The sequence below is a fragment of the bacterium genome (genome assembly GCA_030699905.1).
Classification (GTDB): domain Bacteria; phylum Patescibacteriota; class Minisyncoccia; order Phycocordibacterales.
In genome coordinates this window covers 1-11,369 of sequence record JAUYKQ010000003.1, presented here as the reverse complement: position 1 = coordinate 11,369, position 11,369 = coordinate 1, and the positions used below count along the sequence as shown (strand labels likewise).

The window sequence follows — 11,369 nt, the reverse complement described above, 5'->3', positions numbered from 1 at the left end:
TCCGATGGATTTCTTTTCAATTTCGAGCGAGGCGAAGCAAAAATTATGAGGCATATACAGAGTATCTGTTGAATAATTTTTGCAAAGACGTAGCCGAAATTGAAAAGAAAGACGCGGATTTGGAGTTTCGTAATTCAAAGTCAATCAATAATCGCGTCATTTTATTTCTGCCTGTTTTTATTGTAGCCGCCGGTTTCGGCATTTTTCGGTACGAAATAAAAGAACAGCAGGTAAATCCAGTCCTTGAAAATTTGACCGAAGAAAAAGTCATTGTTGAAGGAGTGGTAACACAGGAGCCGGATAAAAGAGAAGAGAGTGCTCGTCTTTCATTATCAGCCGATACTTTGATTTCAGGAGAAAAAAGGGACCTTATAAAAGAGGGATTTTTAATAATCACGCCTCTTTTGCCGGAGTATGGATACGGTTCTCGCTTGAGAATTTCCGGCACGCTTCAAAAACCGGAAAACTTTGAAAATGAAAACGGAAGAGAATTTGATTATGTTTCCTATCTGGCCAAAGACAACATTCGGTATCAGATGTTTTTTCCCGAAATGGAACTTCTTTCCACGGGCAACGGTTTTTGGCTTAAAGAAAAACTTTTTTCCTTAAAAAACTCTTTTGTCGCGAACATCTCCCGAGTTATACCAGAACCTGCTTCGGCTTTGGCCGCCGGACTCATAGTCGGCGCCAAGCAGTCGCTTGGTGAAAAACTTTTAGACAGTTTTCGCGTAGTCGGGCTGATTCATATCGTGGTTCTTTCCGGCTACAACATAATGATTGTCGCGGGAGCGGCGGGCGGATTTATAAAAAGAGTGTTTTCAAACCGCCTATCGCTTGTGGCGAGCGTAATTCTAATTTTCTGTTTTTCAATTATGGTCGGTGCCGGAGCCACTGTGGTCAGGGCTTCCATAATGGCTCTGCTCTCTCTTTTGGCACGAGCAACCGGCCGTATTTATATGATAACTCACGCTCTTGTTCTGGCCGGAGCGTCAATGATTTTGTGGAATCCGAAAATTTTGGTTTTTGACCCGTCTTTTCAGCTGTCTTTTGTCGCCACTTTGGGGGTGATATACGGAACACCCGTCGCGGAACGCTGGTTTAAGAAGTTGCCGAAAAAGTGGTCAATCAGAGAAATTATTTCCACAACTATTGCCGTGCAGATTTTCGTACTGCCAATGATTTTGTGGATGATGGGGGAGCTGTCTTTCGTCGCTCCTTTTGCCAACGCGCTTGTTCTGCCCCTTATTCCTATGACTATGCTTTTCGGGGCTCTTACCGGCGCTTTGGGCTGGATATCTTTCTGGCTTTCGGTACCCTTCGGCTACATCGCTTACGCTATGCTTTGGTACGAACTTCGCGTTACCGAAATTTTCGCTTCTCTGCCGTTTGCTTCCGTTTCCGTTCCTTATTTTCCATTTTGGCTCGTGCTCGTGGTTTACTTCCTCTTCGCGATTTTCCTCCGCCGGTGGTATGCGCAAAACGCAAAACGTGTAACACATAACGTGAAGCGTGTAGCGTGAAGCGTCGGAGTAGTTCTTTTCCGGCGTTACACGTTATACGCTTCGCGCTACATGATTTTGACGCTACACGCTTCACGCTTTACGCTACACGCTTCGCGCTACACGATTTTGACTCTTCACGCTATACGCTTATGGCTAAAATTTGTCTCAATCACTTCCCAATTTAGGTTGGCGAAAAAGTCGTCAATATATTGTCCTTTGCCACTTGGTTGGTAATCGGCCACAAACGAATGTTCCCACATATCAAGAGCCAAGATAGTTTTGCATCCGTTTAGCTGATTTATATGCTGTTCGTCCACCCAGTTGGTTAAAAGTTTCTCCGATACCGGATCGTAAAGGAGCATTGCCCAGCCGATGCCGCGGGTTTTCGCTGTCGCCTCAAAACGATTGAGCCAGCTGTCAAAAGAGCCGAAATCGCTTTCAATTTTACTTCTCAATCCGCTATTTTCTGAAAGTTTTTTCGGTCCCTCTTCAAAAGAACGGAAATAGTATTCGTGGTTTCTCATTCCGTTGAATTCAAAAGCAAAACGCCTCTGGAGTTCGGCCGACGCGTACGCGTCGGCCGCGGCGAGCTCGTTAGAGGGGCTTTTTTCTATCGCTTCCAAAATCAGATTGGCGTGTTTCACGTATCCGGCGTAGAGCTTCAAATGCTCCTCAATATTTTTCTCCGAAATTCCTTTGAGTTTAGGAATGTTAAATTCCGCGAGTTTGAATTGTTCCATGGGGTTTTTTTAGTTACTTTTAACCGATTTGGTTTTATAATGGGACTGTTGCCGAATATCCATTTTGGCTGATTTCTCCAAAATTCGGCTACGACTTGTTGAAAATTTTTAGCCAATACCGCTGGCATTAAGCCAAAAATTTTCAACTTCGTCTCGCTCGAATTTTGAAAAAATCAACTCAAAAGCCTATTCGGCAACAGTCCCATAATCATATCATGAACTCAAGCGATGAAAACCGTATGAAAAAGTTTTTCATTTTTTTACCTTTAATCATCATAGCCGTGCTTTTCGTCGCCAACGTTTTCATATGGCTGTCGGCGTTAAGAGGGGAAAATGGGGCACTTACCGTCTCGTTTTTAAATGTCGGGCAGGGAGATGCTGTTTTCATACAAGCGCCCAACGGAAGACAGGCGCTTGTTGATGCCGGAGGTACCGGAGCGGTTTTGAGAGAACTCGGAGGTGTCTTGCCTTTTTACGACAGAAGTATTGATGTTGTGATTGCCACTCACCCTGATACCGACCATATCGGGGGTTTTCCGGAAGTTTTCAGACGTTTCAACATCGGACTTATTCTTGAGTCGGGAGTCGGCGCGGAAACGGGTGTCTACGAAACATACAATGAATTGGCGGAAAAAGAAGCACCGCGCCTTACGGCGCGGCGCGGAATGAAAATTGTTTTAGATAAAGAAACCTATTTGACCGTATTGTTTCCCGACCGAGATTTGTCGTCCGGAGGATCTGCCAATGATGCTTCCGTAATTACTCGCCTGACACACGGAGAAACTTCTTTTCTTCTGACAGGAGACGCGTCTAAAGCGATAGAGGATTATGTCACGGCTCTGTCGCCTCAAAGCGTGGACGTTGATGTTTTGAAAGCGGGCCACCACGGTTCACGGACATCTTCTTCTGAAACTTTTGTGGGCTTTGCCTCTCCTTTGTTCGCGGTTATTTCTGCTGGAGAAAACAATCGCTACGGTCACCCGCACGACGAAGTCGTTTCAATTTTTGAGAAATTCGGCATTCCCATTCTCGGAACATACGATAAAGGAAGAATCACTTTTACTTCAGACGGTAATAAAATCAAATTAAAAAAATAAAAATCCTTCGCCACGAAAGGCGAAGGATTTGGCGAGTTATTCGCCAACAGTCAATAACTAAAGAGGGAGCTTTTGTTGCGCTGTTTCCCGCGCAAAAAGCTCACGCTCATTCTTGACGATAAGAGGAAGCACTTCCTCTTTGTAACACTTCCAGAGTGGCGGACTTTGTTTTATCCGCCACTCTCGGTCGGTGCGCCACTGTTGAAAAGTGATATTGTCAACATGATTAGTTCTTCCTTTGTCCAAGACGATGTTTAACATCGGAAGAAGAGCGTCCAGAGCTTTGACGAAACGGCTTTCATCGTCGTCTTGCTCCTCGTACTTATGATTACTGTCAGTCATTGCGTCGAGTTCCTTGAATTGCCGACAGATAAGCATAAGTGCCTGTCTCTCTACTCTTTTTTTGTCCCTTATAAGAGCAGGTGGCGCGCCGAATCTGCAAATGTCAAAGCCGGTGTTTTGAGCGTGTGGAGTAAACGGCTCCTGCATGTCGTGGGCCAGAATATACTCGCGAATTTTGTGGATATCCAAGTCAAGCTTTTCTCTTCTCACAAAAAATTCCGCGAAGTACAGAAGCCCTATGATATGCTCGGCAAGTGTTTCCCGCCGGCGAATACCGGGGAAGAAAACTTTTCGTTTTAGCCGAAGCATCGGTCCGATGAAGTCCTTTATAAAGGACAGGGAGTCATTCAGTAAACTCATTTTTGGCCTTTCTTCTCCCAATAATATACACTAATTCTTCAAGCAAACAAAAAACGGCCTCGGCCGTTTCTTTAACTTTCCGATTTAAATTTTCAAACATGCTCTAAATCACGCCGGCTTCTTTTAGTGTCGCGTAAGCGCCTTTTTTGTTTATGGTTTTCAGGCCTTTTGTGGAAATGTTTAAAATAAAGGTCTTATTCAGTTCCGGCACAAAAATCCTCTTTTTTTGAAGATTGGCATAGCTGCGACGTTTGCCGGTCGGATTGAATTGAGTGGCGCGAGTGCGGTTTGAATACCCGCCGCGAACTTTTGATGTTTTTTGGGTGATGGGGCAAATTTTAGCCATAATCGTATAGCGTATAGCGTATAGCGTGAAGCGTCAGACCTTTCCGGCGTTACACGTTACAAGTTACACGTTTTGCGTTTTGGTATGTTATCATATTCCCCATATTTAGCAACATGCAAACCATCACCCTTTTTTCAATCATCATACTTATAGTGTCGGTTATCATACATGAAGTGATGCACGGTTATGCCGCCAAATGGCAAGGCGACCACACGGCTGAAATGGCCGGACGGCTGACTCTAAATCCTTTGCCTCATTTGGATCTTTTCGGTTCAATACTTGTTCCCGTTATTCTTGTCTTTTCCGGCGCGCCTTTTGTCGTGGGTTGGGCCAAGCCCGTCCCTTTTAATCCTTTCAACTTGCGAAACCAGAAATGGGGGGAAGCCATAGTCGCGGTCGCCGGCCCTTTGTCCAACGTGGTCATAGCTGTGTTTTTCGTCCTTTTAATTCGTTTTTCCGATATCTTGTCCTTTTTGCCACCGTCTTTTATTCAGATAAGCGCTTTGGTTGTAATCATAAACTTGGTCTTGGCCGTTTTTAATCTTATGCCTTTTCCACCCCTTGACGGTTCTAAAATATTTTTTTCCATCCTGCCCGGCCGTTATTACCATATCCGTGAGACAATGGAGAGGTATTGGTTTGTATTTTTTCTTTTCTTTCTTTTTGCGCTTTCGAAGTTCCTTTTTCCCGTAGTTGTTTATATTTTTCGGTTACTGGCCGGTCAGTCGGGACTTAATGCCTTGCTTTTTTGAGGGTAATGGGTTAGAGTGGTGCGTACGTTTAAGTAATATAATGCGAATACTACAAACGGGAATGCGAATACTACGAAAACCTTCTTCTTATTCGTAGTATTCGCATAGTTCGTAGGTTCGCATTATAGATTTCCGTAGTATTCGCATAATTATTCGCAGGTTCGCATTATATGTTCTATGCCGACAACAAACCAACTTGTAAAAAACAGAAGGAAGAAATTGCACCGCAAATCAAAATCGGTGGCTTTAACTCGTTCCTTTAACACCCTTAAAAACAGGCCGATTTTTTTTCAGTCGCCTTTTAAGCGAGGGGTTTGCATAAAGGTTACAACCAAAACTCCCAAAAAACCAAACTCGGCTGTCCGAAAAATCGCTCGCGTGCGACTGACCAACGGCATGGAAGTAACCGCCTACATTCCGGGAATGGGGCACAACCTGCAAGAACACTCCGTCGTCTTGTTAAAAGGAGGTCGTGTTAAAGACGTCGGACTCCGCTACAGCGTTGTCCGCGGAGTATTGGACGCCGGCGGAGTGGAGAATAGAAAGAAGGGGAGGAGTCAATATGGGGCCAAACGGCCGAAATAAACGCAGAACGTGTAACTTGTAACGTGTAACGCCGGAAAAGAAATACTCTGACGCTACACGCTACACGCTACACGCTACACGCTATACGCTATACAACATGCGCAGAAAAGTAAAAAACAGAAAAAAACCTTTACCGGATCCGAAATACAATTCGGATACTGTCGCCAAGTTCATAAATTACATTATGAAGGAAGGGAAAAAAGAGGTGGCCAGAAAAATTGTCTACAGTTCTTTTGATGTGATTAAGGAAAAAGGCAAAACGGAAAATCCGCTGGAGGTTTTCACTATGGCTTTAAAAAATGTAAGCCCCAATATGGAGGTTCGCTCCCGTCGTGTTGGAGGCGCAAACTATCAGGTACCTGTTGAGGTTAGACCGGAACGTCGGCTTTCCTTGACTTTCCGCTGGATTATAGAAGCGGCGGGAAACAAGAAAGGTTCTCCTATGAAGACGCGTCTTGCCGACGAGCTTTTGGCGGCGGCAAGAAACGAAGGCGAGGCAATCAAAAAACGAGAGAATGTGCATAAGATGGCCGAAGCCAATAAGGCCTTTGCCCATTTTGCTTGGTAGTTTTTGCGGTCTTTTTGCTCAATTTCTTCGTTGCTTCTTCCGCGCGCTCCCGCGCTGGCCGTTGTCAGGATTTTGAAGGACGCGTTAATCACCGAGCTTTAAAAAACTCCGTTGAACATTGTTTAGAAAGTGAATAACTACGCTTTTCATTTTCGGTTTTACTGCTATACTAAATTTACCTTTTAGAAGGTAAATTTTTATCAACATGAAAACAATACAAGACGGCGTTTCTTTTTTCTTTATAACGGTGGTTTTTATTCTTTCAGCCATTTCCGTTTTTGGCGTTTGGGAAATATTTGACGGGGACGTCATTTATAAATCGTTTTTGACTCTCGGCCTTTTGTCCGTCATTTCCATAATTATAATGATTGCCGGACGGTTTATGGACAACAAACCCGCCGATGGCTTAATCGTACCTGCTGTCGTGAACCCTGCTTTCGGCAACATAAGAAGGATAATGATTGGCACTCTTATAGTTTCGGCCGCCGTACTGGCTCTTTTGGGTGTTTTGGCAATATGGGAAGTAATGAAGGGCGAAGTGCTTTGGAAGGCGGTTGGCTCCATTGTCATCATTTGTTTCGCTTCTTTTCTTGTGGTTATGACTTGCCGTGAGAGGGAAATGACGTTATCAGAAGACCCACACAAAAAGAATGTCTCTTTGGTAACTGTAATAGCGCTTGTAATAGTGGGACTTTGGCTTTTAGCGGCATTTTCCGGCTTTTAGGAAATGAATGTACAAATATACCTGCCTGCCAATTTTGATATGAAAAAAGCTTAAGGCAAGTTCTACCGTAAAAATTGCATTTTTACCCGATTTGCTGTACTCTACTCTTTACGCTTCGGCGGATTTTTCTTTTCTAAACGCCACGCGCTTAACTCTCGGTTCTCAATTTAATTTTTTATGGAACGCGACTACACATTACCCTTCGTCAGAAACTTCGGCATCATAGCCCACATTGATGCCGGAAAAACCACTACATCCGAGCGGGTGCTTTTTTATACCGGAATGTCTCATAAAATAGGCGAAGTGCACGAAGGCGAGGCGGTAACCGATTGGATGGAGCAGGAAAAAGAAAGAGGCATAACCATAACCGCCGCCGCCATAACTTGTTTTTGGACGCCGACTTACGAATTGTCGGAGGTTTCAATCTCAAGCGACGAAGAGAAAAAGAAAAAAGCCGAGGAACACAGACACCGATTTAACATCATAGATACGCCCGGACACGTGGATTTCACTGTTGAAGTGGAGCGTTCTCTTAAGGTACTTGACGGCGGAGTTGTTGTTTTTGACGGTGTGGCTGGCGTTGAGCCACAGTCAGAAACTGTCTGGAAGCAGGCGGACAAGTATAATGTTCCCCGAATTTGTTTTATAAACAAACTGGATAGAATGGGAGCTTCTTTTGAACGTTCATATAAATCAATTTTAGAGCGTCTAAACAAAAGCGCGGTCAGAATGCAGATTCCCATAGGGGAGGAGGGAGGTTTTGAGGCCATAATAGATCTTTTACGAATGAAGGCCTTTTATTTTGAAGGAGAAATGGGCAACAAAGTCCGAGAGGCGGAGATTCCGGCAGAATATTTGGAGTCGGCTCAAAAATATCGCGCCGAACTTGTGGAGAAAATAGTTGAACACGACGAGAAACTCATGGGGGACTATTTTGAAGGCAAGAGCATTTCTTTGGACGACTTGAAAAAGACGCTTCGCAAGGCGGTGGTGGATGTAAAAATTTTTCCGGTCTTTTGCGGTTCTGCTCTTAAGAATAAAGGCGTACAGCTTGTACTTGACGCGGTTGTTGACTATTTGCCATCTCCTCTTGACGTGCCTCCCGTCAAAGGCACCGACCCGAAAACCGGAGGCGAAATAGAAAGAAAGGCGGACGACAACGGGCCGTTTTCTGCTTTGGCTTTCAAACTGCAGTCCGATCCGTTTATCGGCCAGCTCACATTTTTCAGAGTGTATTCAGGCACGGTAGAATCCGGTTCTTATGTTTACAACTCCACAACCGGCTCCAAAGAGCGCCTCTCCCGCATCGTGCGTTTGCAAGCCGACAAGCGCGAAGAAGTCAAGAAAGTGTTTGCCGGTGAAATAGCCGCCGCCGTGGGACTTAAAGAAACGAGAACCTCCGACACTCTGTGCGACGAGAAAACTCCGATTGTCCTTCATCCTATAAAATTTATTGAACCGGTTATTTCTTTGCGTATTGAACCTAAAACCAAAGCCGATCAGGAAAAGATGGGTTACGCGCTAAAACGTCTCTCTGACGAGGACCCGACGTTTAAAGTCAAATCAGACCAGGAAACAGGAGAGACCCTTATCATGGGCGTTGGAGAACTTCAGCTTGAAATCATGGTGGACAGAATGAAACGCGAGTTTAGCGTTGAAGCCAACGTAGGAAAACCGCAGGTGGCCTATAAAGAGACGATAACCGGCACGGCCGAAGTTGAGAATAAATACATAAAGCAGACGGGAGGTAAAGGACAATACGGCCACGTAATGATAAATATCAAGCCGATGAAACCGGTTGACCCGGAAGCCAAGGTCCCCAAAAACGTTAAACGTTACGAGGACTTTGAGTTCATTGACTCCGTCAAAGGGGGTGTGATTCCTCAGGAATTCATTCCGGCCGTTGAAAAGGGGGTGCGCGAGGCAATGGACAGGGGTATTCTGGCCGGTTTCAAAATAACAAATATTTCCTGCGAATTGACTTTCGGTTCTTATCACGATGTTGACTCTTCTGAAATCGCTTACAAAATAGCGGCTTCTCAAGCGTTTCAGGAAGCGGCCAGAAAAGCAAAACCGGTTTTGCTTGAGCCGATAATGAAGGTGGAAGTCATTACGCCGGAAAAGTTCATGGGTGACATTACCGGCCACCTTTCTTCAAAGCGCGGACATGTGGAAAACATAGAGGACCGCGGAATGGACAAAGTCATACATGCCCAAGTTCCTCTCGCGGAAATGTTCGGATATATAACAACTTTGCGCTCCATGACGGAAGGACGCGCCAGTTTCAATATGGAATTTTCTCGCTATGAAATAGTGCCTGTCAATGTGGCGCAAGAGATAATTGAAAAAAGAAAATAGAAAGAAATTTACAAACGGTTTGTCAAACCGCCCGTTCGCCACTATGTCGGATGGGCGGTTTTTTTTGTGTTACAATTTGTAGATGACTGTGAATTACTAAACACCTGCTCCCCCCTCGGAAAGCTCCCAAAAAAGTGACCGCTCCAAGGGCGCTTGCCCGGTTCTAGTCACTTTTTTGTGACTTTCCTCGTGGGGGGGAGGTGCCTGCCGTATTTCGCAATTAAAGAAAATGAGCAAAAATATTAAAATCACGTTTTTAATGTTTGCTGTTGTCGCCCTTTTGGTTTTTTCAAATAGCCAAGAGGTTTTATTTCGTGTTTCTTCCTTAAAGGATAAGATAAAAGAGTCGGTATCTTCCATCTTTTTTATACACAGCGTCACCTCCGAAAAACTTCAGGAAAAATATGGCGACTCAAAAAGAACTAACAACAAAGTCCGAATTTTGGTGGTACCGGGCCATGACGAAGGAACTGTGGGAACGCGATTTGCCGACGCGAAAGAAACAGACCTAAACGCGGTGGTGGCCGAGGAAATTTTTGAACTTCTGACGCAAGACGGAAACTTTGACCCGATTCTTTTGAGAAACACATTCGGCTACAACACAAGTTTCATTGAATATCTGCATTCACACAGGGAAGAAATCAATACTTTTATAACCGATAAAAAAGTGGAAATGACGAATCTAATATTAGAAGGTTTGGTTGACCCTCATAAGGGGGTGATGCACAACAAAGCTCCCGGTGAAGTGGCTTTCATGCTTTACGGCATCAACAAATGGGCCAATGACTTAAATGTTGACATCGTCATTCATATACATTTTAACGATTATCCAAAAAAGAAAAGTGACTCCGTGGGCAAATACAGTGGTTTTGCCATATATGTTCCGGAGGAACAGTACTCAAACGCCAAGGCCTCTCGCGCCATAGGAGAAAAGGTCTTATCTTCCATTTCACGCTTCTATCCTACGAGTAATTTGCCCGCGGAAAGCGGAGGTTTGGTGCCCGAACAGTGGCTCATAGCGATAGGAGCTTCAAACACTTTGGATGCCGCTTCTCTTTTTCTGGAACTCGGCTATATTTACGAGTCAATTCTACATCCGGCTTCAATAAGGGAGAAGACACTTAATCATTTAGCGTGGCTTACATACGATGGACTTCTGGATTTCTTTGAAGGTGAAAGTGATGGAAGAAGGACTTTTGAACCTTATCTGCGACATGAGTTTAGCCGGGACATCGGTCTTGACGCGAAAAAAGACACTGATGTTTGGCATCTGCAAACTTTTTTGGCGTATGAAGGACATTACCCTCCAAAGGGAAAAACTTCGCGTAACTGTCCCCTAAACGGCTATTTTGGACCTTGTACCGAAATGGCCGTAAAAACATTTCAGGAAATAAACAATATTCCCGCGACTGGGTTTGTCGGCTCCGCGACTCGTTCGGCGTTGAACAATAATTAGAGCATGTCTGAAAACCCTATCGCGATGCCGATTTTCCAAAATTCGTGAGAAAAATGGTGAAGATGAGGGAAGTGCACCGAGGTGCTCTGACCGAAGATGAGCCATTTTTTACCGAATTTTGCGAAATCGGCGCGCGAAACGCTCTCCGTAAGGAGCATGCCTATCTAAGTGTTAGGGTTTTTTGACATGCTCTGTGCGGTTATCCACAGATTTTTATTGCTCTGCGTGTACCCTTGGGGTATTCTTAAAAATGAGAATGCCTTTAATCAGCGGTCAAGACCTCTTCTTTACCGCGCTTATAACATGAAGTAGCATAAGCGGCCAATGCCGTGAGGTTCGGTTTGGGGTACTATCATTATAGTTATACACTGGCCAACCTGCCATGTTGACCATAAACACTTTGAGTTACGAAACTCGCTTCCGATGGATTTCTTTTCAATTTCGAGCGAGGCGAAGCAAAAATTATGAGGCATATACAGAGTATCTGTTGAATAATTTTTGCAAAGACGTAGCCGAAATTGAAAAGAAAGACGCGGATT

12 protein-coding genes are annotated in these 11,369 nt (G+C 44.5%); 8 read left to right on the top strand and 4 right to left on the bottom strand.

Going from position 1 to position 11,369, the window contains the following annotated elements:
- Nucleotides 1-1,520, top strand: a 1,520-nt coding sequence (locus Q8P86_00570) for a ComEC/Rec2 family competence protein (GenBank protein MDP3996173.1), incomplete at its 5' end; no start/stop codon positions are given.
- A gap of 116 nt (nt 1,521-1,636) precedes the next feature.
- Here Q8P86_00570 and Q8P86_00565 read toward each other — a convergent pair.
- On the bottom strand, nt 1,637-2,242 hold the full coding sequence (locus Q8P86_00565) for a Fe-Mn family superoxide dismutase (GenBank protein ID MDP3996172.1): 606 nt from the start codon (nt 2,240-2,242) through the stop codon (nt 1,637-1,639).
- A 215-nt stretch (nt 2,243-2,457) separates the two neighbouring features.
- On the opposite strand from Q8P86_00565, the gene Q8P86_00560 reads away from it, so the two are divergent.
- Nucleotides 2,458-3,339 carry an MBL fold metallo-hydrolase gene (locus tag Q8P86_00560; GenBank protein MDP3996171.1) on the top strand — a complete coding sequence of 294 codons (882 nt, stop codon included), beginning with the start codon at nt 2,458-2,460 and terminating at the stop codon, nt 3,337-3,339.
- 57 nt (nt 3,340-3,396) lie between these two features.
- Here the strand turns inward: Q8P86_00560 and Q8P86_00555 are convergent, their stop codons facing one another.
- Together Q8P86_00555 and Q8P86_00550 are read right to left on the bottom strand one after the other, a co-directional pair.
- A complete protein-coding gene (locus Q8P86_00555; protein ID MDP3996170.1) occupies nt 3,397-4,041 on the bottom strand; it encodes an HD domain-containing protein in 645 nt (214 codons plus the stop codon).
- A 103-nt stretch (nt 4,042-4,144) separates the two neighbouring features.
- Nucleotides 4,145-4,387 (bottom strand): bL28 family ribosomal protein, encoded by a 243-nt coding sequence (locus tag Q8P86_00550; protein ID MDP3996169.1) that lies wholly within the window; start codon nt 4,385-4,387, stop codon nt 4,145-4,147.
- A 113-nt stretch (nt 4,388-4,500) separates the two neighbouring features.
- Between Q8P86_00550 and Q8P86_00545 the strand changes: the two genes are divergently transcribed.
- The 6 genes from Q8P86_00545 (at nt 4,501) to Q8P86_00520 (ending at nt 10,830) form a co-directional block, all read left to right on the top strand.
- Entirely contained in the window at nt 4,501-5,139 is a 639-nt protein-coding gene (locus Q8P86_00545) for a site-2 protease family protein (protein ID MDP3996168.1), read from the top strand.
- 177 nt (nt 5,140-5,316) lie between these two features.
- A complete protein-coding gene (gene rpsL, locus Q8P86_00540; GenBank protein MDP3996167.1) occupies nt 5,317-5,724 on the top strand; it encodes a 30S ribosomal protein S12 in 408 nt (135 codons plus the stop codon).
- Nucleotides 5,725-5,821: 97 nt separating this feature from the next.
- The gene (gene rpsG / locus Q8P86_00535; GenBank protein MDP3996166.1) at nt 5,822-6,292 is read left to right on the top strand and encodes a 30S ribosomal protein S7; all 471 of its coding nucleotides are present in this window, start codon (nt 5,822-5,824) and stop codon (nt 6,290-6,292) included.
- 205 nt (nt 6,293-6,497) lie between these two features.
- Nucleotides 6,498-7,016, top strand: coding sequence for a hypothetical protein (locus Q8P86_00530; protein ID MDP3996165.1), 519 nt, complete (start codon nt 6,498-6,500; stop codon nt 7,014-7,016).
- A 177-nt stretch (nt 7,017-7,193) separates the two neighbouring features.
- Nucleotides 7,194-9,374 carry an elongation factor G gene (fusA, locus tag Q8P86_00525; GenBank protein ID MDP3996164.1) on the top strand — a complete coding sequence of 727 codons (2,181 nt, stop codon included), beginning with the start codon at nt 7,194-7,196 and terminating at the stop codon, nt 9,372-9,374.
- Nucleotides 9,375-9,603: 229 nt separating this feature from the next.
- Nucleotides 9,604-10,830: an N-acetylmuramoyl-L-alanine amidase gene (locus tag Q8P86_00520; GenBank protein ID MDP3996163.1), complete on the top strand. Its 1,227-nt coding sequence runs from the start codon at nt 9,604-9,606 to the stop codon at nt 10,828-10,830.
- Here the strand turns inward: Q8P86_00520 and Q8P86_00515 are convergent.
- Nucleotides 10,827-10,988, bottom strand: coding sequence for a hypothetical protein (locus Q8P86_00515; GenBank protein MDP3996162.1), 162 nt, complete (start codon nt 10,986-10,988; stop codon nt 10,827-10,829). The two genes, Q8P86_00520 and Q8P86_00515, sit on opposite strands and share 4 nt — an antisense overlap.
- Nucleotides 10,989-11,369: the final 381 nt, after the last annotated feature.

What these genes read in the sequence shown, in the direction of transcription:
- Q8P86_00550 (MDP3996169.1), bottom strand. Translation starts at nt 4,387, where the DNA reads ATGGCTAAAATTTGCCCCATCACCCAAAAAACATCAAAAGTTCGCGGC.
- rpsL (MDP3996167.1), top strand. Translation starts at nt 5,317, where the DNA reads ATGCCGACAACAAACCAACTTGTAAAAAACAGAAGGAAGAAATTGCAC.
- Q8P86_00560 (MDP3996171.1), top strand. Translation starts at nt 2,458, where the DNA reads ATGAACTCAAGCGATGAAAACCGTATGAAAAAGTTTTTCATTTTTTTA.
- Q8P86_00515 (MDP3996162.1), bottom strand. Translation starts at nt 10,988, where the DNA reads ATGCTCCTTACGGAGAGCGTTTCGCGCGCCGATTTCGCAAAATTCGGT.
- Q8P86_00520 (MDP3996163.1), top strand. Translation starts at nt 9,604, where the DNA reads ATGAGCAAAAATATTAAAATCACGTTTTTAATGTTTGCTGTTGTCGCC.
- fusA (MDP3996164.1), top strand. Translation starts at nt 7,194, where the DNA reads ATGGAACGCGACTACACATTACCCTTCGTCAGAAACTTCGGCATCATA.
- rpsG (MDP3996166.1), top strand. Translation starts at nt 5,822, where the DNA reads ATGCGCAGAAAAGTAAAAAACAGAAAAAAACCTTTACCGGATCCGAAA.
- Q8P86_00545 (MDP3996168.1), top strand. Translation starts at nt 4,501, where the DNA reads ATGCAAACCATCACCCTTTTTTCAATCATCATACTTATAGTGTCGGTT.
- Q8P86_00565 (MDP3996172.1), bottom strand. Translation starts at nt 2,242, where the DNA reads ATGGAACAATTCAAACTCGCGGAATTTAACATTCCTAAACTCAAAGGA.
- Q8P86_00555 (MDP3996170.1), bottom strand. Translation starts at nt 4,041, where the DNA reads ATGAGTTTACTGAATGACTCCCTGTCCTTTATAAAGGACTTCATCGGA.
- Q8P86_00530 (MDP3996165.1), top strand. Translation starts at nt 6,498, where the DNA reads ATGAAAACAATACAAGACGGCGTTTCTTTTTTCTTTATAACGGTGGTT.